Annotated in this window: 23 protein-coding genes and 1 other RNA gene; 15 read left to right on the top strand and 9 right to left on the bottom strand. The window is 60.5% G+C overall.

The features are described 5' to 3' along the window. Positions 1-1902, top strand: a complete 1902-nt coding sequence (gene cysN, locus ACRESH_RS13505) for a sulfate adenylyltransferase subunit CysN (RefSeq protein ID WP_431742464.1) — start codon at positions 1-3, stop codon at positions 1900-1902. Between the two features lie 85 nt (positions 1903-1987). Here cysN and ACRESH_RS13500 read toward each other — a convergent pair whose 3' ends face one another. Further along, positions 1988-2467 (bottom strand): Lrp/AsnC family transcriptional regulator, encoded by a 480-nt coding sequence (locus ACRESH_RS13500; RefSeq protein WP_431742463.1) that lies wholly within the window; start codon positions 2465-2467, stop codon positions 1988-1990. 127 nt (positions 2468-2594) lie between these two features. On the opposite strand from ACRESH_RS13500, the gene ACRESH_RS13495 reads away from it, so the two are divergent. Both ACRESH_RS13495 and mdeB read left to right on the top strand, forming a co-directional pair. Next, positions 2595-3791, top strand: a complete 1197-nt coding sequence (locus tag ACRESH_RS13495) for a methionine gamma-lyase (RefSeq protein ID WP_431742462.1) — start codon at positions 2595-2597, stop codon at positions 3789-3791. A 37-nt stretch (positions 3792-3828) separates the two neighbouring features. After that, positions 3829-6528 (top strand): alpha-ketoglutarate dehydrogenase, encoded by a 2700-nt coding sequence (gene mdeB, locus ACRESH_RS13490; RefSeq protein ID WP_431742461.1) that lies wholly within the window; start codon positions 3829-3831, stop codon positions 6526-6528. Positions 6529-6589: 61 nt separating this feature from the next. Here mdeB and ACRESH_RS13485 read toward each other — a convergent pair whose 3' ends face one another. Continuing rightward, positions 6590-7027 carry a YhcB family protein gene (locus ACRESH_RS13485; RefSeq protein WP_136474665.1) on the bottom strand — a complete coding sequence of 146 codons (438 nt, stop codon included), beginning with the start codon at positions 7025-7027 and terminating at the stop codon, positions 6590-6592. 138 nt (positions 7028-7165) lie between these two features. On the opposite strand from ACRESH_RS13485, the gene ACRESH_RS13480 reads away from it, so the two are divergent. The 3 genes from ACRESH_RS13480 (at position 7166) to zapE (ending at position 10352) form a co-directional block, all read left to right on the top strand. Then, a complete protein-coding gene (locus ACRESH_RS13480) occupies positions 7166-7801 on the top strand; it encodes an alpha/beta hydrolase (protein ID WP_431742460.1) in 636 nt (211 codons plus the stop codon). Between the two features lie 24 nt (positions 7802-7825). Then, entirely contained in the window at positions 7826-9175 is a 1350-nt protein-coding gene (locus tag ACRESH_RS13475) for a tryptophan--tRNA ligase (RefSeq protein WP_431742459.1), read from the top strand. 82 nt (positions 9176-9257) lie between these two features. Continuing rightward, on the top strand, positions 9258-10352 hold the full coding sequence (gene zapE / locus ACRESH_RS13470; RefSeq protein WP_431742458.1) for a cell division protein ZapE: 1095 nt from the start codon (positions 9258-9260) through the stop codon (positions 10350-10352). Positions 10353-10468: 116 nt separating this feature from the next. Here the strand turns inward: zapE and ACRESH_RS13465 are convergent, their stop codons facing one another. Together ACRESH_RS13465 and ACRESH_RS13460 are read right to left on the bottom strand one after the other, a co-directional pair. Then, the gene (locus ACRESH_RS13465) at positions 10469-11365 is read right to left on the bottom strand and encodes a GlxA family transcriptional regulator (RefSeq protein ID WP_431742499.1); all 897 of its coding nucleotides are present in this window, start codon (positions 11363-11365) and stop codon (positions 10469-10471) included. A 214-nt stretch (positions 11366-11579) separates the two neighbouring features. Further along, entirely contained in the window at positions 11580-12620 is a 1041-nt protein-coding gene (locus ACRESH_RS13460) for an NADP(H)-dependent aldo-keto reductase (RefSeq protein ID WP_431742457.1), read from the bottom strand. Positions 12621-12869: 249 nt separating this feature from the next. Between ACRESH_RS13460 and rplM the strand changes: the two genes are divergently transcribed. The 7 genes from rplM (at position 12870) to ACRESH_RS13425 (ending at position 17730) form a co-directional block, all read left to right on the top strand. After that, positions 12870-13298 (top strand): 50S ribosomal protein L13, encoded by a 429-nt coding sequence (gene rplM / locus ACRESH_RS13455; protein ID WP_203479503.1) that lies wholly within the window; start codon positions 12870-12872, stop codon positions 13296-13298. Between the two features lie 14 nt (positions 13299-13312). After that, on the top strand, positions 13313-13705 hold the full coding sequence (rpsI, locus tag ACRESH_RS13450) for a 30S ribosomal protein S9 (RefSeq protein ID WP_038607185.1): 393 nt from the start codon (positions 13313-13315) through the stop codon (positions 13703-13705). Between the two features lie 263 nt (positions 13706-13968). Further along, positions 13969-14562: a ubiquinol-cytochrome c reductase iron-sulfur subunit gene (petA, locus tag ACRESH_RS13445; RefSeq protein ID WP_431742456.1), complete on the top strand. Its 594-nt coding sequence runs from the start codon at positions 13969-13971 to the stop codon at positions 14560-14562. Further along, the gene (locus ACRESH_RS13440) at positions 14562-15773 is read left to right on the top strand and encodes a cytochrome b (RefSeq protein ID WP_431742455.1); all 1212 of its coding nucleotides are present in this window, start codon (positions 14562-14564) and stop codon (positions 15771-15773) included. Before petA ends, ACRESH_RS13440 begins: the two co-directional genes overlap by 1 nt. Then, positions 15773-16552 carry a cytochrome c1 gene (locus ACRESH_RS13435; RefSeq protein WP_431742454.1) on the top strand — a complete coding sequence of 260 codons (780 nt, stop codon included), beginning with the start codon at positions 15773-15775 and terminating at the stop codon, positions 16550-16552. The genes ACRESH_RS13440 and ACRESH_RS13435 overlap by 1 nt, the downstream gene beginning before the upstream one ends. Positions 16553-16669: 117 nt before the next feature. Next, positions 16670-17287: a glutathione S-transferase N-terminal domain-containing protein gene (locus ACRESH_RS13430; RefSeq protein ID WP_038607195.1), complete on the top strand. Its 618-nt coding sequence runs from the start codon at positions 16670-16672 to the stop codon at positions 17285-17287. A 17-nt stretch (positions 17288-17304) separates the two neighbouring features. Further along, positions 17305-17730, top strand: a complete 426-nt coding sequence (locus tag ACRESH_RS13425; RefSeq protein ID WP_431742453.1) for a ClpXP protease specificity-enhancing factor — start codon at positions 17305-17307, stop codon at positions 17728-17730. 48 nt (positions 17731-17778) lie between these two features. Here the strand turns inward: ACRESH_RS13425 and ACRESH_RS13420 are convergent, their stop codons facing one another. The 5 genes from ACRESH_RS13420 to ACRESH_RS13400 form a co-directional block, all read right to left on the bottom strand. Next, complete coding sequence (locus ACRESH_RS13420) at positions 17779-17997, bottom strand: YgdI/YgdR family lipoprotein (protein WP_431742452.1); 219 nt, start codon at positions 17995-17997, stop codon at positions 17779-17781. 95 nt (positions 17998-18092) lie between these two features. Continuing rightward, positions 18093-18671: a BON domain-containing protein gene (locus tag ACRESH_RS13415; RefSeq protein ID WP_431742451.1), complete on the bottom strand. Its 579-nt coding sequence runs from the start codon at positions 18669-18671 to the stop codon at positions 18093-18095. Next, positions 18668-19261 carry a phosphoheptose isomerase gene (locus ACRESH_RS13410; RefSeq protein WP_273909448.1) on the bottom strand — a complete coding sequence of 198 codons (594 nt, stop codon included), beginning with the start codon at positions 19259-19261 and terminating at the stop codon, positions 18668-18670. The genes ACRESH_RS13415 and ACRESH_RS13410 overlap by 4 nt, the downstream gene beginning before the upstream one ends. Positions 19262-19395: 134 nt before the next feature. Next, on the bottom strand, positions 19396-19767 hold the full coding sequence (locus tag ACRESH_RS13405) for a YraN family protein (RefSeq protein WP_431742450.1): 372 nt from the start codon (positions 19765-19767) through the stop codon (positions 19396-19398). Further along, positions 19767-21587: a penicillin-binding protein activator gene (locus ACRESH_RS13400; RefSeq protein ID WP_431742449.1), complete on the bottom strand. Its 1821-nt coding sequence runs from the start codon at positions 21585-21587 to the stop codon at positions 19767-19769. Before ACRESH_RS13400 ends, ACRESH_RS13405 begins: the two co-directional genes overlap by 1 nt. Before the next feature lie 186 nt (positions 21588-21773). Here ACRESH_RS13400 and rsmI point away from each other — a divergent pair, with 186 nt between their 5' ends. Together rsmI and rnpB are read left to right on the top strand one after the other, a co-directional pair. Continuing rightward, the gene (gene rsmI, locus ACRESH_RS13395) at positions 21774-22649 is read left to right on the top strand and encodes a 16S rRNA (cytidine(1402)-2'-O)-methyltransferase (RefSeq protein WP_431742448.1); all 876 of its coding nucleotides are present in this window, start codon (positions 21774-21776) and stop codon (positions 22647-22649) included. A gap of 67 nt (positions 22650-22716) precedes the next feature. Continuing rightward, an RNA gene (gene rnpB, locus ACRESH_RS13390) (RNase P RNA component class A) lies at positions 22717-23076 on the top strand. Positions 23077-23147: the final 71 nt, after the last annotated feature.

The raw sequence follows: 23147 nt of genomic DNA, 5'->3' as shown, positions 1-23147 counted from the left end.
ATGTCGCACCAATCTGATTTGATCAGCGAGGACATCCTCGCTTACCTGGCCCAGCACGAACGTAAAGAACTGCTGCGCTTCTTGACCTGCGGTAACGTCGATGACGGCAAGAGCACCCTGATCGGGCGCTTGCTGCACGACTCGAAGATGATCTACGAAGACCATCTGGAAGCTATCACCCGCGATTCGAAGAAGGTCGGCACCACCGGTGACGACATCGACCTGGCGTTGCTGGTCGACGGTTTGCAGGCCGAGCGTGAGCAGGGCATCACCATTGATGTCGCCTACCGCTACTTCTCCACCGCCAAGCGCAAGTTCATCATCGCCGACACCCCGGGCCACGAGCAGTACACCCGTAACATGGCCACCGGTGCGTCCACCTGCGACCTGGCGATCATCCTCGTCGATGCCCGTTACGGCGTGCAGACCCAGACCCGTCGTCACAGCTACATCGCTTCGCTGTTGGGCATCAAGCACATCGTCGTGGCGGTGAACAAGATGGACCTCAAGGGCTTCGACGAAGGCGTGTTCGAGAGCATCAAGGCCGACTACCTGAAGTTTGCCGAAGCCATCAACATGACCCCGAGCAGCCTGCACTTCGTGCCGATGTCGGCGCTCAAGGGCGACAACGTGGTCAACCGCAGCGAGCGTTCGCCGTGGTATACCGGCCCTGCGCTGATGGAAATTCTTGAAACCGTGGAAGTGGCGGCTGACCGCAACTTCACCGACCTGCGCTTCCCGGTGCAGTACGTCAACCGGCCGAACCTGAACTTTCGCGGCTTTGCTGGCACCCTGGCCAGCGGCGTGGTGCACAAGGGCGATGAAGTCGTCGTGCTGCCATCGGGCAAGAGCAGCCGGGTCAAGTCCATCGTCACCTTCGAAGGTGAGCTGGAGAACGCCGGCCCCGGCCAGGCCGTGACCCTGACCATGGAAGACGAGATCGACATCTCTCGTGGTGACTTGTTGGTGCATGCCGACAACGTTCCGCCAGTGACCGACCAGTTCGACGCCATGCTGGTGTGGATGGCTGAAGAGCCAATGCTGCCGGGCAAAAAATACGACATCAAGCGCGCCACCAGCTATGTACCGGGCTCGATTGCCAGCATCGCTCATAAAGTCGATGTGAACACCCTGGAGCACGGCGCTGCCAGCGCGCTGCAGCTCAATGAAATCGGCAAGGTCAAAGTCAGTCTCGACGCCCCGATCGCCCTGGACGGCTATGACAGCAACCGCACCACGGGTGCCTTCATTGTCATCGACCGTCTGACCAACGGCACTGTCGGCGCCGGCATGATCATCGCGCCGCCGGTCGTGCCTCACGGCACCATCGGCCAGCACGGCAAGCAGGCCCACGTGGCCACCGAAGAGCGTGCCCTGCGCTTCGGTCAGCAGCCAGCCACCGTGTTGTTCAGCGGCCTGTCGGGCGCGGGCAAGAGCACCCTGGCCTACGCCGTAGAGCGCAAGTTGTTCGACATGGGCCGTGCGGTCTATGTGCTCGATGGCCAGAACCTGCGTCACGACCTGAACAAAGGCCTGCCTCAGGACCGTGCCGGGCGTACCGAGAACTGGCGCCGTGCCGCCCACGTTGCCCGTCAGTTCAACGAAGCCGGCCTGCTGACCCTGGCCGCCTTCGTTGCTCCGGATGCCGAAGGCCGTGAACAGGCCAAGGCACTGATCGGCAAGGAGCGCTTGCTCACTGTTTACGTTCAGGCCTCGCCAATGGCCTGCCGCGAGCGTGACCCGCAGGGTCTGTATGCTGCTGGTGGCGACAACATCCCGGGCGAAAGCTTCCCGTATGATGTGCCGCTGGATGCCGATCTTGTGATCGACACCCAGAACGTCAGCCTGGAAGAGGGCGTCAAGCAGGTGCTGGAGCTGCTGCGCAAGCGTGGTGCGATCTAAGCACTGCAGATGAACAGGAAACCCCACCCAGGTGGGGTTTTTTGATGCCTGAACAAATGCATCGCGGGGCAAGCCCCACACAGTGTCAAATATGCTTCTCCGACACCGGTATCACCCGCTTCTCTTTCACCGCCTTGAACGAGAAGCTCGAATAGATCTCCTTCACACCCGGCAATGTCTGCAGCACCTCCCGGGCGAACTCGCCGAACGACTCCAGATCCCGCGCCAGAATCTCCAGCAAGAAGTCATAACGTCCAGAGATGTTGTGACAGGCAACAATTTCAGGAATCTCCATCAGCCGCTGCTCAAACGCCCGGGCCATGTCCTTGGAGTGCGAGTCCATCATGATGCTGACGAACGCGGTGACGCCAAAGCCCAGGGCTTTGGGGGAAAGGATGGCCTGGTAGCCGGTGATGTAGCCGTTCTCTTCGAGCAGCTTGACCCGCCGCCAGCATGGCGAAGTGGTCAGGGCGACATTGTCGGCAAGTTCGGAAATGGTCAGTCGTGCATTGTCCTGCAGGGCAGCCAGCAGGGCGCGGTCGGTACGGTCGATGGCGGCAGGCATGATTTGCCCTCCGTGGCCTGGATTCATTGTTTTATTGTTAATAACCACGCTCAGCAGTGGTCATATTTGGAAAAAAATCAGCACCTCAGTGGCATAAGCTTATAACAAACCACAAGAGGCTGTTGTCATGAGCGGCTCCACCAAGGATTCAGGTTTTGCTACCCGTGCTATCCACCACGGCTATGACCCATTGGCCCACCAGGGGGCACTGGTTCCACCGGTCTACCAGACCGCCACCTTCGCGTTCCCTACGGTTGAGTACGGCGCAGCCTGCTTTGCCGGGGAGCAGGGCGGACATTTCTATACGCGTATTTCCAACCCCACCCTGGCCCTGCTGGAAGACCGAATGGCCTCGCTCGAGGGCGGTGAGGCCGGGTTGGCCCTGGCCTCGGGGATGGGGGCGATAACCGCCACCCTGTGGACATTGCTGCGGCCAGGTGATGAAGTACTGGTAGGGCGAACCTTGTACGGCTGCACCTTTGCCTTTCTACACCATGGCATCGGTGAATTCGGGGTCAAGGTCCGTCATGTCGACATGGCCGACCTGCAGGCGCTTGAGGCGGCGATCAGTGCACAAACCAAGGTGATCTACTTCGAAACACCGGCTAACCCGAACATGCAGATGGCCGATATTGCCGCGGTGACGAAACTTGCCCACCAGCGCGAAATCACCGTGGTGGTCGATAACACCTACTGCACGCCGTATCTGCAGCGACCGCTGGAGCTGGGCGCCGACCTGGTGGTGCATTCGGCGACCAAGTACTTGAGTGGCCATGGTGATATCACTGCCGGCCTGGTGGTAGGGCGAAAAGCGCTTGTGGATCGGATTCGACTCGAAGGCCTCAAGGACATGACCGGTGCGGTAATGTCACCTCAGGATGCCGCTTTGCTGATGCGCGGCATCAAGACCCTGACCTTGCGCATGGAGCGTCATTGCAGCAACGCCCAGACCGTCGCTGAGTACCTGGAACAGCATCCGGCAGTGGAGTTGATCAACTATCCCGGCCTGCCTGGCTTCAGCCAATATGAACTGGCCCAGCGGCAGATGCGCTTGCCCGGTGGCATGATCGCCTTCGAGCTCAAGGGTGGGATCAGTGCCGGGCGACGTTTCATGAATGCCCTGCAGCTGTTCAGTCGCGCCGTCAGTCTGGGGGATGCCGAATCCCTGGCCCAGCACCCGGCAAGCATGACCCATTCCAGCTATACCCCTGAGGAGCGTGCCCAGTACGGCATCTCGGAAGGGTTGGTGCGGCTGTCGGTCGGTCTTGAGGATATTGACGACCTGTTGGCCGATATCGAGCAGGCACTGAAGGCCTGCGCCTGAAACCATCAAGGATGAGGTCAATGCAATGGTGGCAATGATGAGCCTTGTGCCAGGTGAAGGTGTGCCGCGTCGCCTGGGTGATGACCCACAGGCCGACAGTGACCCGGGCGAAACCGCCGAGTGGCTCGACGCGCTGGATTCGACCTTGCAGCACTGTGGCCCCGAGCGTGCGCGATTTCTTCTTGAACAGCTGGAAACACATGCGCGTGAGCTGGGCCTGGAGCGCGGTGCCCAGCCCTTCTCGGCCTATCGCAATACCCTGTCGGTGGAGCAGCAGGGCGCCTACCCGGGTGATCTGGAGCTTGAAGAGCGGATCACCAGCCTCCTGCGCTGGAACGCCTTGGCCATGGTGGTGCGCGCCAACCACGCCTATGGCGACCTGGGCGGACACATCGCCAGTTACGCCTCGGCGGCGGAAATCTTCGAGGTCGGTTTCCAGCACTTCTTTCGTGGCGAGTCCGGCGCTGAACAACGCAGCGCCGACCTGGTGTTCTTCCAGCCGCATTCGGCTCCTGGCATCTATGCTCGGGCTTTTCTCGAAGGGCGGCTGAGTGAAGAGCAACTGGCCAGTTACCGCCAGGAGGTCGCGGGCAATGGCCTGTGCTCTTATCCACACCCCTGGCTGATGCCCGACTTCTGGCAGTTTCCCACAGGTTCCATGGGCATCGGTCCGATCAATGCGATCTACCAGGCGCGGTTCATGCGTTACCTGCACAACCGCCAACTGCTCGACACCTGCGCCCGGCATGTCTGGGGCGTGTTCGGTGATGGCGAGATGGACGAGCCGGAGTCCATCGCCGGCCTGACCCTGGCTGCGCGTGAGCAACTGGATAATCTCACCTTTGTGGTCAACTGCAACCTGCAGCGCCTGGACGGCCCGGTGCGTGGCAACGGGCAGATCATCCAGGAGCTCGAAGCCCTGTTCAGCGGTGCTGGCTGGAACGTGATCAAGGTGCTCTGGGGCTCGGAATGGGATGCGCTGTTTGCACGTGATACCGAGCACGTTCTGTTGCGTCAGTTGGCGGCGACACCGGATGGCCAGTTCCAGAACCTTGGTGCCAAGGATGGGGCCTATAACCTCGAACATTTCTTCAACCAGCAGCCGGCCCTGCAGAAACTGGTCGAGCACATGAGCTCCGCCGAGATCAGCGCGCTGAAGCGTGGTGGCCACGACTTTCGCAAGTTGTACGCCGCTTTTGCCGCGGCCAAGGCCTGCAAGGGGCGGCCGAGCGTGATCCTGGCCAAGACCAAGAAAGGCTACGGGATGAGCGCGGCCGGCGAGTCGCGGATGACTGCGCATCAAGCGAAAAAACTCGATGTCCAGGCCTTGTTGGCTTTCCGAGATCGCTTTCATTTGCCGCTCAGCGACAGTCAGGTCGAGCAGTTGCAGTTCTATCGTCCGGCTGACGACAGTGCGGAGATGCGCTACCTGCGCGAGCGTCGACTCGCGCTCGGTGGGCCGTTGCCAGCCCGGCGCAGCGACGTGCGTTCGATACCGGTGCCGGCGCTGGAGACTATGGGCGGCTTTGCCTTACAGGCCGAAGGCAAGGAAATGTCCACCACCATGGCTGCGGTACGCATGCTCAGCGCCTGGCTCAAGGCACCGGAGCTGGGGCCGCGTGTGGTGCCGATCGTCGCCGATGAGGCGCGCACCTTCGGCATGGCCAGCCTGTTCCGCCAGATTGGTATCTATTCACCCCAGGGGCAGTGCTATGAGCCTGAGGATGCTGGCTCGCTGCTGTCTTACAAGGAAGCTCGCGACGGCCAATTGCTGGAGGAGGGCATCACCGAGGCCGGGGCGATTTCCTCCTGGGTGGCGGCAGCAACGTCCTACGCGGTGCATGGCGAGCCGATGCTGCCGGTGTACATCTACTACTCGATGTTCGGTTTTCAGCGCGTCGGCGATCTGATCTGGGCTGCCGCCGACCAGCGTGCCCGTGGTCTGTTGCTGGGGGCTACCGCCGGTCGCACGACCCTGGGTGGAGAAGGTTTGCAGCATCAGGACGGTTCGAGTCTGGTAATGGCCTCGATGGTTCCCAATTGCCGGGCCTGGGAGCCATGCTTTGCCGGTGAGCTGGCGGTGATTCTCGAATATGCGGCGCGGCGCATGCTCAGCGAGCAACGCGACGAGTTCCATTACGTGGCGGTGATGAACGAAAACTATCCACAACCTTCCCTGCCAGCGCAGGTGCGTGAAGAGGTATTGCGCGGCATGTACCGCTATGTCGAACAGCGCGTAGCGGTGGCTCAGGGGTGCGTGCGGCTGTTGGGCTCCGGGGCGGTCCTGCGCGAGGTTATCGCTGCCAGCGAACTGTTGGCCCGCGATTGGCAGATTGAAAGCGAAGTGTTCAGTGTCACCAGCTTCAGCGAACTGGCGCGCGAGGCACGGGATATCGACCGGGCCAGTCGCTTGGGGCAAGACAGTGCGGGTGTCAGTCATGTACAGCGTTGCCTGGAGGGCAGTGCGCCGGTCATTGCCGCAACTGATTATGTGCGCGCCTGGCCGCAGTTGATTGCCGAGTATGTGCAGGCACCCTATGTCACCCTGGGCACCGATGGCTTCGGTCGCAGCGATACCCGCCAGCAGTTGCGACGGTTTTTCGAGGTTGATCGCTTCAGTATCGTGCTGGCCAGTTTGCACAGCCTGGTCCGCCAGGGACGTGTGGAGCAGCAGGTGCTGGATCGGGCGCTGGAGCGTTATGGCTGCGGCTCAGAGGCTGCGCCCTGGTACAGCTGAAGATGACCATCGCGGGGCAGCAGCCCCAATAAATAGCCCCGCCAATCGGCGGGGCTATTTGTCAGTTACGCTTGAGCCCGTAATGCTCATCGAGCATGCCCGGCGAGTTCGGCGCTTTCGGCGCGTAGTCGCGTGGTACCTCGGTGTCCTTGGGCGGTGTCAGGCGATCACGCGGGGCCTGTACGGCTTCCGAGTGCAGGGAAGCCAGCAGGCGCTGGCGGGTCAGTTCGTCCAGGGCCAGGCGGTTGGCGCCATCGGCCAGGTGATCCTGAACTTCCTGGTAACTTTGGGTCAGTTTCTTGACCAGCGCAGCCGTACTGTTGAAGTGAGTAACCACCTCATTCTGGTAGCTGTCGAAGCGTTCCTGGATATCGTCCAGCTGCCGCTGAGTGCTGCTCGGCGCGGCATTGGGCAGCAGGCGGGCGACCAGGAAACCAACGACGACGCCCACGACGAGGGCCAGGGTCGGCAACAACCAAACTAAGAGCGAGAGTTCCACGAGTCCTTCCTCTATAAACGGCTTTGCTTTACGTTAACGGCTCGGACCTGCGCTGTATACCGCGAACGATCGCAAATATCTCAGACAGAATCATTCAGCTAGACGAGTCGACCCTTTCCGAGGTCACGGAGTTTATCCTTGCTTATCCGCGAAACCCCCGTATTCATCGATGGCCCGGTCGGCCAACTGGAAGCCTTGTACCTTGATGTTGCCGACGCCCGTGGCGTGGTATTGCTCTGTCACCCCAACCCGGTGCAGGGTGGGACCATGACCAACAAGGTGGTATCGATGCTGCAGCGCACCGCCCGCGATGCCGGCTACATCACCCTGCGTTTCAACTACCGTGGCGTTGGCGCCAGTGCCGGCAGCCATGATATGGGCAGTGGTGAAGTGGACGATGCCCAGGCGGCAGCGACCTGGTTGCGGGAAAAGCATCCGGATGTAGCGCTGACCCTGATGGGTTTTTCATTCGGCGGCTTCGTCGCGGCCAGCCTCGGCGGTCGCCTGGAAGCTGATGGTGTGGCGCTCAAGCACCTGTTCATGGTGGCGCCGGCGGTGATGCGCTTGCAGGAACACGACGCTTTGCCACAGGACTGCGCCCTGAGCGTGATCCAGCCGGAAACCGACGAAGTGATCGATCCGCAGATCGTCTACGCCTGGTCCGACACACTCCCGCGTCCCCATGAGCTGCTGAAAGTGGCAGAATGCGGACACTTTTTTCATGGCAAGCTCACCGACCTCAAGGATCTGGTGCTGCCGCGCCTTTCGAACTGATACAAGCCTGATAAGCGATTACCCATGACTACGCGCATCCTTACCGGTATCACCACCACGGGCACGCCTCACCTGGGCAACTATGCCGGTGCCATTCGCCCGGCGATCCTCGCCAGCCGTGAGCCAGGTGTCGACTCGTTCTACTTCCTGGCCGACTACCACGCCTTGATCAAATGCGATGACCCGCAGCGCATCCAGCGTTCGCGACTGGAAATCGCCGCGACCTGGCTGGCCGGTGGTCTGGACCCGGAGCGCGTGACCTTCTATCGCCAGTCCGACATCCCCGAAATCCCCGAACTGACCTGGCTGCTGACCTGCGTGGCGGCCAAGGGCCTGCTCAACCGTGCTCACGCCTACAAGGCCTCGGTGGACAAGAACGTCGAGAGTGGCGAAGACCCGGATGCCGGTATCAGCATGGGCCTGTACAGCTACCCGGTACTGATGGCCGCCGACATTCTGATGTTCAACGCCAACAAGGTGCCGGTCGGCCGCGACCAGATCCAGCACGTGGAAATGGCCCGTGATATTGGCCAGCGTTTCAACCACCTGTTCGGCCAGGGCAAGGAATTCTTTGCCATGCCCGAAGCGCTGATTGAAGAAAGCGTGGCGACCTTGCCGGGCCTGGATGGACGCAAGATGTCCAAGAGCTACGACAACACCATCCCGTTGTTCACCAGCGCCAAGGACATGAAGGACGCGATCTCGCGCATCGTTACCGACTCCCGCGCCCCGGGCGAGGCCAAGGATCCGGACAACGCGCACCTGTTCACCCTGTTCCAGGCCTTTGCCACCCCGGCACAAGCTGACGAGTTCCGCGGCGAGCTGCTGCAGGGACTGGGATGGGGCGAAGCCAAGCAGCGCCTGTTCCAGCTGCTCGATGGCCAGTTGAGCGAGCCGCGCGAGCGCTATCACCAGCTGATCAGCCGCCCGGCAGACCTGGAAGATATCTTGCTGGCCGGTGCCCAGAAAGCCCGCAAGGTGGCTTCTCCGTTCCTCGAGCAGCTGCGCGAGGCCGTTGGTCTGCGCTCGTTCCGCAGCATCGAGCAGGGTACAGCCCAGGTCAAGAAGAAGGCCGTCAAGGCGGCGCGCTTTGTCAGCTTCCGTGAAGACGACGGCAGCTTCCGTTTCCGTTTGCTGGCAGCCGACGGTGAGCAACTGCTGCTGTCGCGCAATTTTGCCGATGGCAAGACTGCTGGCGCCGTGAGCAAGCAGCTGCAGCAGGGTGGTGAGCTGGACGTGCGTACTGAAGGCCTGGGCTTCAGCCTGTGGCTGGAAGGTGAGTGCGTTGCCGATGGCCCGCAGCTGGCCGATGAGGCTGCGCGCGATACTGCCATCGAGAGCCTGCGCGCGGCCTTGCAACCACAGCAGGACTGAGCGGCTTGACGCAAGTCTGATTGCCATTATCCGGGGCCGTCGCTACAGTGACGGCCCGTTTTTGTTACCTTGCTAACGAATTATGACGCCCCTAGAACGATATCAAGCAGATCTGAAACGTCCCGAATTCTTCCATGACGCGGCGCAGGAAACAGCGGTGCGTCATCTGCAACGCCTGTACGACGATCTGATCGCGGCGCAGAACAGCAAGCCGGGTGTGTTCGGCAAGCTGTTCGGCAAGAAGGAGCAGGCGCCTGTTAAAGGCTTGTACTTCTGGGGTGGGGTAGGGCGCGGCAAGACCTACCTGGTCGATACTTTTTTCGAGGCGCTGCCGTTCAAGCAGAAGGTGCGTACGCACTTCCACCGCTTCATGAAGCGCGTGCACGAAGAAATGAAAACCCTCAAGGGTGAGAAGAACCCGCTGACCATCATCGCCAAGCGTTTTTCCGATGAAGCGCGGGTGATCTGCTTCGACGAGTTCTTTGTTTCCGACATCACCGACGCGATGATCCTCGGCACCCTGATGGAGGAGCTGTTCAAGAACGGCGTGACCCTGGTGGCCACCTCCAACATCGTGCCCGATGGCCTGTACAAGGACGGCCTGCAGCGCGCCCGCTTTCTGCCGGCCATCGCCCTGATCAAGCAGAACACCGAGATCGTCAACGTCGACAGCGGCGTTGACTATCGTCTGCGTCACCTGGAGCAGGCCGAGCTGTTCCACTTCCCGCTGGACGAAGCGGCTCACGAAAGCCTGCGCAAGAGCTTCCGAGCGCTGACGCCGGAGTGCACTCAGGCGGTCGAGAACGACGTGCTGGTGATCGAGAACCGTGAGATTCGTGCGTTGCGCACCTGTGACGACGTGGCCTGGTTCGACTTCCGCGAGCTGTGCGACGGCCCGCGCAGCCAGAACGACTACATCGAACTGGGCAAGATCTTCCATGCCGTGCTGCTCAGTGACGTCGAGCAGATGAGCGTGGCCACTGATGACATCGCCCGGCGATTCATCAACATGGTCGACGAATTCTATGACCGCAACGTCAAGCTGATCATCTCGGCCGAGGTTGAGCTCAAGGACCTGTACACCGGTGGACGTTTGACCTTCGAATTCCAGCGCACCCTCAGCCGCTTGCTGGAAATGCAGTCCCACGAATTCCTCTCGCGGGCGCACAAGCCTTAATTCATCGTACATGTAGGAGCCGGCTTTGCCGGCGATGCAAGGCAACGCCTTGCTAAGTGGGGCTGCGCTGCAGCCCATCGCCGGCAAGGCCGGCTCCTACACTGATAGCGTTACCTTCAGGCCTCCTGCATAAACTGCTGCCGATATTGATTCGGCGACAACTCGGTGTGTTGCCTGAACAGGCGCGCAAAGAAACTCGCATCGTCATAGCCGACCTCATAGCTGATGGTCTTGATGCTTTTGCGCGTGCCTGACAACAAGCCTTTGGCCGTCTCAATCCGCAGCCGCTGCAGGTAGTGCAGCGGCTTGTCGCCGGTCGCGCTCTGGAAGCGCCGCATGAAGTTGCGGATGCTCATGCCATGGTTGCGCGCCACGTCTTCGAAGCGGAACTTGTCGGCAAAGTGTTCTTCGAGCCACTGCTGGATCTGCAGGATGATCAGGTCCTGGTGCAGTTTCTGCCCGCCAAAGCCCATGCGCCCCGGGGTGTAGTTGCGCTGCACCTCGTAGAGGATGTCGCGGGCTACAGCCTGGGCGACGTTGGCGCCGCAGAAACGTTCGATCAGGTAGATATACAGGTCGCAGGCCGAGGTGGTGCCGCCAGCGCAATAGAGGTTGTCGGCATCGGTCAGGTGCTTGTCCTGATTCAGGCTGACTTTGGGGAAGCGTTCGGCGAACTGGTTGAAGAAACGCCAGTAGGTGGTCGCCTCCTTGCCGTCGAGCAGGCCGGACTCGGCCAGCCAGAACACGCCACTGGCTTCGCCACAAAGTACCGCGCCGCGGGCATGCTGCTCACGTAGCCAGGGCAGGACCTGGGGGTAGCGCTGGCAGAGTGCATCGAAATCGTCCCAGAAGGCCGGCAGGATGATCACGTCGGCCTGTTCCAGGCCACTGTCCACCGGTAGCAGGACATCGCTGAAACTACGCACAGGCTGCCCGTCGGGGCTGACCAGACGGGTCTCGAACATCGGCTGCAAGCCCAGGCCCAGTTGCTTGCCATAACGCAGGCTGGCCAGGTGGAAGAAGTCCTTGGCCTGCATCAGCGTCGAAGCAAAGACGTTATCGATGGCCAGGATACTGACGCGTCGCAAGGACGCGGTGGGTTGGGTAAACATCATTTTCGTTATTCTTATAGGGTAGAGTGGTCAATCACCGGCTGGATCGTCTTATTTTTTGGCCGTTGTGTCTACCCTGGGTTCCCGCGCGCTGCACGGGAACCGCTAAAGCGCCTCAGGGGGCTGGGTTGGGCTGGTCCTGGTGGATGGCTTCGAGGGCTGCCAGAAGCTCGTCAGAGAGCTTGAGGGGGAAGCTGGCCAGGTTGCTGTCCAGTTGTTCCAAGGTGGTCGCGCCAATGATGTTGCTGGTCACGAACGGCTGGCGGCTGACAAAGGCCAGGGCCATTTGCGCCGGGTCCAGGCCGTGGTCGCGGGCCAGCTTCACATAACGGCTGCAGGCCGCTACGGTCTGCGGGTTGGAATAGCGCGAGAAGCGGCTGAACAGGGTCAGGCGGCCTTTTTCTGGTCGCGCACCGTGTTCGTATTTGCCCGAGAGCATGCCGAAGGCCAGCGGCGAGTAGGCCAGCAAACCGCATTGTTCACGGATGGCAATTTCCGCCAGGCCCACTTCGAAGCTGCGGTTGAGCAGGTTGTAGGGGTTCTGGATCGACACCGCGCGGCTCCAGCCACGGCTCTCGGCCAGTTGCAGAAACTTCATGGTGCCCCAGGGTGTTTCGTTGGACAGGCCGATATGGCGGATCTTGCCGGCCTTGACCTGCTCGTCGAGCACTTCCAGGGTTTCTTCCAGTGGGGTGAAGTGATCCTGGGGCAGGTGCTGGTAGCCCAGCTTGCCGAAGAAGTTGGTGCTGCGCTCGGGCCAGTGCAACTGGTAAAGGTCGATCCAGTCGGTCTGCAGGCGCTTGAGGCTTTCGTCCAGAGCGGTGACGATGTGTTGGCGGTTGTGCTTGAGCTGGCCATCGCGAATGTGGCTGATGCCGTTGCCTGGGCCTGCGACTTTGCTGGCCAGGATCCAGTCGGCACGATCGCCGCGGGCCTTGAACCAGTTGCCGATGATGCGCTCGGTGGCGGCATAGGTTTCCGGGCGCGGTGGCACCGGATACATCTCGGCGGTGTCGATGAAGTTGATTCCGGCGGCCTTGGCGCGTTCGATCTGGGCGAGCGCCTCGGCCTGGTTGTTCTGCTCGCCCCAGGTCATGGTGCCCAGGCACAGCGCGCTGACGTTGAGCTCGGTGCGGCCCAGCTGGCGGTAGTCCATTGGCGTCTCCCTGGCAAAATAAGCATAAAAGCAGGTTGAATTTTTTTTCGCAATCTGGATAATTCAGCCCCTCTCGGTGCGGTGGGAGTGATGCCCCGCTCACAGAAGAACCCTGCCGAATATTGGACGCGCTGACCCGAGCCCCCGATAGCGTCCGTGTGCGGCTGTGTCCTTGACTTGTCAAGGTGCGCACTATCCAGTAAGATCTGCCGTCTTATTTTCGCTGGGCGGCCCCTGAGGCTATAAAGAATGAAAACTTTTACTGCTAAACCGGAAACAGTAAAGCGCGACTGGTTCGTAGTTGACGCCGCTGGTCAGACCCTGGGTCGTCTGGCTACCGAAATCGCTAGCCGTCTGCGTGGCAAGCACAAACCAGAATACACTCCTCACGTTGACACCGGCGACTACATCGTCGTCATCAACGCCGAGCAGATCCGTGTTACTGGCGCCAAAGCTTCGGACAAAATGTACTACTCCCACTCCGGCTTCCCGGGCGGTATCAAGGAAATCAACTTCGAGAAGTTGATCGCCAAGGCCCCAGAGCGCGTGATCGAGACCGCGGTTAAAGGCATGCTGCCTAAAAACCCACTGGGTCGCGACATGTACCGTAAGCTGAAAGTCTATGCGGGCGCTGCTCACCCTCATACTGCTCAGCAGCCCCAAGAACTGAAGATTTAACGGAATAGTTCATTATGTCGGCGACTCAAAATTACGGCACTGGCCGTCGCAAGACCGCAACCGCTCGCGTTTTCCTGCGTCCAGGTACCGGTAACATCTCCATCAACAACCGTTCTCTGGACGTGTTCTTCGGTCGTGAAACCGCGCGCATGGTAGTTCGCCAGCCGCTGGAACTGACCGAAACCACCGAGAAGTTCGACATCTACGTCACCGTTATCGGTGGTGGTGTCAGCGGCCAGGCCGGTGCAATCCGTCACGGTATCACCCGTGCACTGATGGACTACGACGAAACCCTGCGTAGCGCTCTGCGTAAAGCTGGCTTCGTTACCCGTGACGCTCGTGAAGTCGAGCGTAAGAAAGTGGGTCTGCGTAAAGCACGTAAGCGTCCTCAGTACTCCAAGCGTTAATTTCGCTTCGGCGTTCAAAAAAAGCCCGGTTCCTGGTGGAATCGGGCTTTTTTTATGTCTTGAATAACTATGCTGGTCTTTACTGTGACAACTTGCCGCATAGACGCAAGTCAAGAGCTATAAGGGATTGCGCCTTGGTTGCGGGCTAATCACCTTGTCAGAGAAGGGTCTTTTCATTACCATGCGGCAAATTTTTAGCAGTTCAGAAATTACTTAGTAGATGCCTGTTGTAACAGGCCATAAAGCTGATGGGAGAGGACTGAATGAGCAATGACGGCGTCAATGCAGGCCGACGTCGCTTCCTCGTAGCAGCCACGTCCGTGGTGGGTGCTGCAGGAGCGGTGGGGGCTGCGGTCCCGTTCGTGGGGTCATGGTTCCCCAGTGCGAAGGCGAAAGCCGCAGGTGCACCGGTGAAGGTCAATATCGCCAAGGTAGAGCCAGGTCAGCAGATGATTGCTGAGTGGCGTGGCCAGCCGGTCTTCATCGTCCGCCGTACCGAAGAAATTCTTGGCAACCTCAAGAAAATCGCAGGCGACCTCTCCGACCCTGAGTCCAAGGCATCGGTTCAACCCACTTACGTCAACCCGGAAAACCGTGCGATCAAGCCGGAGATCCTGGTGTTGGTCGGCCTGTGCACCCACCTGGGCTGCTCGCCAACCTTCCGCCCTGAAGTCGCCCCGGTCGACCTGGGTCCGAAGTGGGTCGGCGGTTACTTCTGCCCGTGCCACGGTTCGCACTACGACATGGCTGGCCGCGTCTACAAGTCCCAGCCGGCGCCGCTCAATCTGCCAGTGCCGCCGCACTCTTATGAGTCGGACGACATCATTGTCGTCGGCGTCGATCAGGAGAACGCGTGATGAGTAAGTTCATGGACTGGGTTGACGCCCGCTTCCCCGCGACCAAGATGTGGGAAGACCACCTCAGCAAGTATTACGCACCGAAGAACTTCAACTTCTTCTACTTTTTCGGCTCCCTGGCACTGTTGGTGCTGGTTAACCAGATCGTCACCGGCATCTGGCTGACCATGAGCTTCACGCCGTCGGCCGAAGAGGCATTCGCCTCGGTCGAATACATCATGCGTGACGTCGAATACGGCTGGATCCTGCGCTACCTGCACTCCACCGGCGCCTCGGCGTTCTTCATCGTCGTCTACCTGCACATGTTCCGCGGCCTGCTGTACGGCTCGTACCAGAAGCCTCGCGAGCTGGTCTGGGTGTTCGGCATGCTGATCTACCTGGCACTGATGGCTGAAGCCTTCATGGGCTACCTGCTGCCATGGGGCCAGATGTCCTACTGGGGTGCCCAGGTGATCATCTCGCTGTTCGGCGCGATTCCAGTGATCGGCGATGACCTGACTCAGTGGATCCGTGGTGACTACCTGATCTCCGGCATCACCCTGAACCGCTTCTTCGCCCTGCACGTTGTGGCCCTGCCGATCGTCATTCTCGGCCTGGTGGTGCTGCACATCCTGGCGCTGCACGAAGTGGGATCGAACAATCCTGATGGCGTCGATATCAAGAAGCTCAAGGACGAGAACGGTGTGCCGCTTGATGGCATTGCCTTCCACCCTTACTACACCGTGAAGGACATCGTCGGCGTCGTCGTGTTCCTCTTCGTGTTCTGTGCGGTGGTGTTCTTCTTCCCGGAAATGGGCGGTTATTTCCTGGAAAAACCGAACTTCGAGCAGGCTAACGCCTTCAAGACCCCTGAGCACATTGCCCCGGTCTGGTACTTCACGCCGTTCTACGCGATCCTGCGGGCGGTGCCGGACAAGCTTCTGGGCGTTATCGCCATGGGCGCTGCGATTGCCGTGCTGTTCGTCCTGCCATGGCTCGACCGCAGCCCGGTCAAGTCCATGCGTTACAAGGGCTGGATGAGCAAGGCCTGGCTGGTGCTGTTCTGCGTCTCGTTCGTGATCCTCGGCGTGCTCGGCGTACTGGCGCCAACCCCGGGCCGCACGCTGCTGTCGCAGGTATGCACCTTCCTGTATTTCGCCTACTTCATTCTGATGCCGTTCTACACCAGGCTTGAGAAGACCAAACCGGTTCCGGAAAGGGTGACTGGCTGATGAAAAAGCTATTTGCAGTATTGATTCTGGCAGTGATGCCCTCGCTGACCTTTGCGGCCTCTCAAGGCGTTGCGCTGGACAAGGTCGATATCGATCTGACCGACAAGGCCGCCATGCAAGATGGCGCGCGCACCTTTGCCAACTATTGCATGGGTTGCCACAGCGCCAAGTTCCAGCGTTATGAGCGGGTTGCTGACGATCTGGGCATTCCTCACGAGCTGATGCTCGAGAAGCTGGTGTTCACGGGCGCCAAAATTGGCGACCACATGAAGATCGGCATGAAACCTGACGATGCCAAGACCTGGTTTGGCGCCGCGCCGCCTGACCTGACCCTGGTCGCCCGGGTGCGTGGCACTGACTGGCTGTACAGCTACCTGCGCAGCTTCTACGAAGACAAGTCGCGTCCGTACGGGGTGAACAACAAGGTTTTCCCGAACGTCGGCATGCCTAACGTGCTGGTTGGCCTGCAAGGTAACCAGGTCATCGGTTGCAAACAGGTGCAGACCGAAGTCGATGGCAAGAAGCAATTCGACCCGCTGACGGGGTCGCCATTGACCCATGAAGCGTGCGACCAGCTGACCGTCGAGCCGAAATCCGGTACCCTGACCGAAGAGCAGTTCGACGAGAAGGTCAAGAATCTGGTGACCTTCCTGGCCTACTCGGCCAACCCGGTCAAACTGGAAAGTCAGCGCATCGGCACCTACGTGCTGTTGTACCTGGCCTTCTTCTTCATATTCGCTTACCTGCTCAAGCGCGAATACTGGAAGGACGTGCACTGATCACGCAGTAGTTTCTGGTAGTTGAACGCGCCCTGGGGGGCCTCTGGATAACGGAGGTTCCCGCAGGGCGCGTTTGCATTTGTAGCTTCTATAATTTCATCTGCGAGGAGGACCACTATGGGCGTGACCAACCGGTTAGCCTGCTACTCCGACCCCGCTGACCATTATTCTCATCGGGTGCGCATCGTTCTCGCCGAGAAGGGTGTCAGCGTCGAGATCATTAATGTCGATCCCGGACGCCTGCCGCCCAAGCTGGTCGAAGTGAACCCCTATGGTGGCGTGCCGACCCTGGTCGATCGCGATCTGGCGTTGTACGAGTCGACTGTGGTGATGGAATACCTCGACGAACGTTATCCGCATCCACCGCTGTTGCCGGTGTATCCGGTAGCCCGGGCCAACAGCCGGCTGCTGATCCATCGCATCCAGCGCGATTGGTGTGCGCTGGTTGACTTGATTCTCGATCCGCGCAGCAAGGAAGCCGCTCGCGTTCAGGCCCGCAAGGAGCTGCGCGAAAGCCTGACTGGTGTGTCGCCATTGTTTGCCGACAAGCCCTGTTTCCTCAGTGAGGAGCAAAGTCTGGTCGATTGTTGTCTACTACCCATACTCTGGCGTTTGCCAGTGTTGGGTATTGAATTGCCGCGGCCGGCCAAGCCGTTGCTTGATTACATGGAGCGACAGTTTGCCCGCGAAGCTTTCCAGGCAAGCCTGTCCGCTGCTGAACGTGAAATGCGCTAGGTTTTAAGGAGCTGTCGATGAACTCCAGTCGCCCCTATTTGGTACGTGCACTCTATGAGTGGATCGTGGACAACGACTGCACCCCGCATATGCTGGTCAATGCCGAGTACCCGGCGGTACAGGTGCCCCTGGGCTTCGCCAGCGATGGCCAGATCGTCTTGAACATCTCACCCAGTGCCGTACGTCATCTGCACATGGATAACGACGCTGTGAGCTTTGAGGGGCGCTTTGGCGGGGTTGCCCATACCCTGTTCGTGCCTGCCGGTGCGATTCTCGGTATCTATGCCCGGGAAAATGGCCAGGGCATGGTCTTCGAGTTCGAGCCGCCGCTGCTCGACGACGATGAAGAGGAAGATAGCGTCGAGCCGGATGATGATGGCCCGCCTGCGGGCGGCCAGCCACCACGGCCAAGCGGGCGTCCAAGCCTGAAGGTTGTGAAGTAATAAAAAAGGCGATCCATAGGGTCGCCTTTTTTTACCCGTTTGTCCCGATTACAAGTCGGTGATGGTGCGGACCTGGTCCTTGTTGATGCGGGTCACTTTGCCGTCCAGTTGCTCGAACTCGTAAAAACCAGAGCTGCGCTCGTAGCGAGGGGCATCGACTGCCTGGAACTCGCGGCCGTCGTTGAGGGTGATCAGGCTAGGGCTGGAGCAGCCGGCCAGGGTGGCGAAGGCGCCGATCAGAAGGGTCGACAGCAGGCCGTTTTTCATGGGTACTTCCTGAGCTAGGTGTAGTGAAGGTTGGGGTCGCTGCGCGGCCCTTCGCGGATTCATCCGCGCTGGCCTGCGCGAGCGGACCCGGGGATTCAGTCGATGTATTCGAACAGCTTGACGATCTTCTGCACGCCCGACACGCCCTGCACCAAGTTGGTGGCGCGGGTAGCCTCCTGCTGGGTCAGCAGGCCGAGCATGTAAACGATGCCGTTCTCGGTGATCACCTTGATCCGCGATCCGGGAATGCTGTTGTCGGTGAGCATCTGGGCCTTGATCTTGGTGGTCAGCCAAGCGTCGTTGTTGCGCGCCAGGATCGAGGAGGGCGGCAGCACCTGCAGTTCGTTATGCACCTTTTTCACCCGCTGAACCTGGCCAGCAGCCTGCTCGGCCAGATTCTTGAGGTCGGCGCGCGGAGTCTGTCCGGCGAGAAGGACGATGCCGTTGAAGCTGCTGACCACGATGTGCGAGTTCTTGTCCAGGTCGGGACTGGCCTTGGCAACGTTGACCGATACCTTGGTCTCGATCAGCGAGTCATCGATCTTGCTACCGAAGGTGCGGGTGCCGCGGTCATCTTCGATCGGTGTGTCACGGGTGGCGGTGAGAACCGAGCTGCAGCCGCTCAGGCTCAGGCACAGGGTCAGGGCCATCAGGCCGATGCGCTTAGGGGTCATTCTTCACTCCCGAACAATTGGCTGTCGATCAGATCGCAGAGGCAGTGGATCGTCAGCAGGTGGACTTCCTGGATACGTGCGGTGACATTGGCCGGAACGCGAATCTCGACGTCTTCGGGCAGCAGCAGCGAGGCCATGCCGCCACCATCGCGTCCGGTCAGAGCTACGACAATCATTTCGCGATCATGTGCGGCCTGGATCGCCTGAATAATGTTTGCCGAGTTACCGCTGGTCGAAATCGCCAGCAGGACATCACCCGGTTGCCCCAGGGCGCGTATCTGCTTGGAGAAGATTTCGTTGTAGCTGTAGTCGTTGGCGATCGAGGTGATGGTCGAGCTGTCGGTGGTCAGGGCGATGGCCGGCAGGCTCGGGCGCTCACGTTCGAAGCGGTTGAGTAGTTCGGAGGAGAAGTGCTGGGCATCGCCGGCCGAGCCGCCGTTGCCACAGGCGAGCATCTTGCCCTCGTTGAGCAGCGCGTTGACCATGACCTGACTGGCTTGCTCGATGTGCGGTGCAAGGACTTCCATCGCCTGTTGCTTGGTGTTGATGCTGGCCTGGAAAAGCTGGCGAATTCGGGATTGCATGTCCATCAGTAAGACCTTAAGTAGGGCGGCTGGTCGGGCGTGTCGGGAGTGTACAGAAAAGGTCCCGGCACATGACTGTGCAGCCCGCGAAGCAAAGAGCAAAAAAGTTGTAGGGGTAAAGGTGCAGGGTCAGGGCGGGCTCAGCATTCGAAGGCGTTTTTCAGCCATTGGAGCGCTTGGCCCGAGTGGCCTCTGCCTTGCACGGCGATCACATCGAAACGGCAGGGATGGTTGGCCCAGCGTGTTTCCTTGTGCAGAAAAGACTCGGCGGCTAGCACCAGTTTGTCCTGCTTGCGCTCGTCGATACTGCCGAGCGCACCGCCAAAGTCCGCATGTAACCGATAGCGAACTTCGACGAATACTACTGTATCGCTGTCGAGCATGACCAGATCAAGCTCGCCACGTTTGCACCGCCAGTTCTGCGCCAGCAGGCGCAGGCCTTGCCCCTGAAGGTACTCAAGGGCATGCCGCTCGGCGGCCTGGCCTGCCTGTTGGCGTGAACTGTCAGGCATCAGCGAGGGGTGTCGGGCAGGCGTTTGATCTGGCCACCGGAGAACTCGGCCCAAGGCAGCTGACGCTCGATGCGCTGGTTCGGGTTCATGCTCAGGCTGCCGGAGAGGCCTTCGATGCGGTTATCCGGCAGTGCCTTCAGTTGGCCTAGGCGTGGCGCCAGGCTGTAGGCGTCGATACCCATGGCATACAGGCGGCCGAGGCTGCCGGCGGCCTGTGGCCACTGGCTCACGACCTGCTGGCGCAGAGCGTTGTTGGTATCGAGCAGCCATGGCGTTTCACAGAAGCGGATGCCGTTCATGTCGTTGTACTGGTTCACGTCACCGCTGGCGCTGTACAGGTGCGAGGTGGCGTAGACCGGAACGTCACCGGCGTACTGGAAATTGAGGGTCGGCTTGATCTGCTGGCCTTGCTGAGGGGTGGCGGCAAGGAAGATGAAGTCGATGTCCTGGCGACGCGATGGCTGAGCCGAGACGTTGCCGCCTACAGTGTTCTGCAGGCTCTTGGCGCGGCCTTCACTCTGACGCAGTTGGAACAGATCGGCGATCTGCTGGGCCAGCGCCACGGGTTGGTCAACGTGCTCGGCGGCGAGCAGGGTACCGCCCTTGGCTTCCCAGTCCTGGCGGAATGCCTTGAGGACCCGGTCGCCCCATTCGCCACGGGGAACCAGGGCAACGGCACGAACCATGCCGTCGGCGTGGGCGCGGCGCGAGACTTCGCGAGCTTCGTCTTCGGCGGCCAGGCCGAACTGGAACAGTTGCGCCGGGCCGTTCTGGCTGGCATCACTGTAGTTCAGGGCCAGGGTGGTAATCGGCAGTTGTGGGCGCGCGGCGAGTTGCTTGACCAGTGGTTTTTCCAGCGGGCCAACGACCAGTTGCACGCCAGCTGCCTGGGCCTGGCGATAGAAGTCATCCAGGGAGGTCAGGCGCGAGCTGTCGAACACTTCGATGGCAGGCGGTTTCTGTCCGGCTTGCTGGGCCTGGAAGTGTGCGGCCATGAAGCCATCGCGCAGGGCGCGGGCGACACCGGCCAATTGGCCTTCTTGCGGCAGCAGCAGGGCAATCTTGGTCAGCGGTTGGCTGGCCATTTCCTTGAGCTTGACCAGTGGCAGCGGCAGTTGCAGGGCGCCCGGGTGCTCGGGGTGCTGGCTGCGCCAGGTAGCAATGGCGGCCTGTTGCTGTTCCAGGGTGCCGGCGCTTTTCACCGCCAGGGCCAGGCTGGCCCAGCCGGCCAGTGTGCCAGTGCCGGTGCTGGCGCCTTGCAGTTGATCGCTGGGCAGGGCGGCGACCAGGTTCCAGGTGGCGTCCTGGTTGGCGCTGGCGGCGTTGCCGCTGAGCAGGGGCGCCAGGTCTACGCGGGCCTGGGCGGCGGCCAGGGTCTGGCCATTGGCTTCCAGCACGTTGGCCTGCACACTGCGGGTGCGCCGCTGTTGTTCGTCTGGCAGTTCACCCAGGCGCGCCAGGCTTGGATGGATCAGGGCGGTCAGGGCTGCTTTGGGCTGGTTGCGGCTCATGGCCAGCTCGGCGCTCAGCGTGCTGGCGAAGATCTGTTGGGCCGGTTTGAGTTGATCTACCGGCACCTGCTCAAGGATTTGCGCCGCGCGCACGTTATCCTTTTGCCGATAAGCCAGGTCGGCGGCGCTCAGGCGCAGCAGGGCGGCTTGGTCCAGTGTCTTGCTGGTGGCGGCCTGTTCAAGCAGTTGCTCGATGCTGGCGTCCGGGGTGCGCGGCAGTTCGCCGAGGCTCGGCGAAGGCGAGCTGGCGCAGGCTGCCAGCAGGGCGGCGAAGCAAAGGGCTGTGAACAGCCGCAGGCAAGCGATCATGTAAGGGTCCTGTTACTCGATCAAATTAACTGGCAATTGTACCCAAGCGCTGGCCGGGGCGCGATGTTGCTGGCGTTAATCCTTCAATATAGGTCGTGGAATGCGCTGTGCAGGCCTTGCAGGTTACGCATTGTTGCCGTCAGTCGGGCTACAATGGCGCTTTGTTCAACACGACAGGTGTGTGCTGTGACTGATGTTCCAGGGGCTTCCCATTCCACTGCTGGCACGCTGTACGTGGTGGCCACGCCCATCGGCAACCTGGATGACATGAGCGCGCGGGCGCTGAAAGTGCTCAGTGATGTGGCCCTGATCGCCGCTGAAGACACGCGTCATTCCATTCGCTTGTTGCAACACTTCGGTATCAATACCCCCTTGGCGGCCTGCCACGAACACAACGAACGGGACGAAGGCAGTCGCTTTCTCACGCGTTTACTGGCTGGCGATAATGTGGCGCTGATTTCCGATGCCGGCACGCCGTTGATTTCTGACCCTGGCTACCACCTGGTGCGTCAGGCGCGTGCCGCCGGCATCGCCGTGGTTCCGGTGCCCGGGGCCTGCGCCTTGATTGCGGCGCTGTCGGCCGCAGGTCTGCCTTCTGACCGTTTCATCTTCGAGGGTTTTCTGCCCGCCAAGGCGGTTGGGCGCCGGGCGCGTCTGAGCCAGGTCAAGGAAGAGCCGCGTACCCTGATCTTCTACGAGGCACCGCATCGGATCCTCGAATGCCTGCAGGATATGGAAGAGGTGTTTGGTGCAGAGCGTCCTGCTTTACTGGCGCGCGAGCTGACCAAGACCTTTGAAACCCTCAAGGGCTTGCCACTGGGTGAGTTGCGGGCTTTCGTCGAAGCTGACAGCAATCAGCAGCGTGGTGAATGCGTGGTGTTGGTGGCTGGCTGGACTGCGCCGGAAGATGAGCAGGCGGTCAGTAGCGAGGCAATGCGGGTGCTTGACCTGCTGCTGGCGGAGATGCCGCTCAAGCGGGCTGCGGCCCTGGCGGCGGAAATTACCGGCGTGCGCAAGAATGTGTTGTATCAGGTAGCTCTGGAAAAACAGAAAGACAACTAATGGCCTAGTGCCGCTATTTGTTTTATCGCTTGTTCTTGAGCGTCTCTGCCGTTAACCTTTGCGGCGGAGAGTCGATCGGACAGTCGCTGCCTTCTTTTGTTCCGCAAAAGAGGGGGGAGGAAAGTCCGGGCTCCATAGGGCAGAGTGCCAGGTAACGCCTGGGGGGCGCGAGCCTACGGAAAGTGCCACAGAAAACAACCGCCTAAGCACTTCGGTGCCGGTAAGGGTGAAAAGGTGCGGTAAGAGCGCACCGCACGACTGGCAACAGTTCGTGGCTAGGTAAACCCCACTCGGAGCAAGACCAAATAGGGTTCCATATGGCGCGGCCCGCGTTGGAACCGGGTAGGTTGCTAAAGGCGTCCAGTGATGGCCGTCGTAGAGGAATGACTGTCCTCGACAGAACCCGGCTTACAGATCGACTCTCCACCTCTTCCCCTCCTGCTTGAATCGATAGCAGATGTGTCTTGGTAATACCGAAAAAATCTTACTCTTAATAAA

Origin of the sequence: Pseudomonas sp., from assembly GCF_050739775.1 — a bacterium.
Taxonomy (GTDB): Bacteria; Pseudomonadota; Gammaproteobacteria; order Pseudomonadales; family Pseudomonadaceae; genus Aquipseudomonas.
The sequence above is the reverse complement of the archived record's forward strand: the minus strand, read 5'-3'. Positions and strand labels throughout refer to the sequence as shown.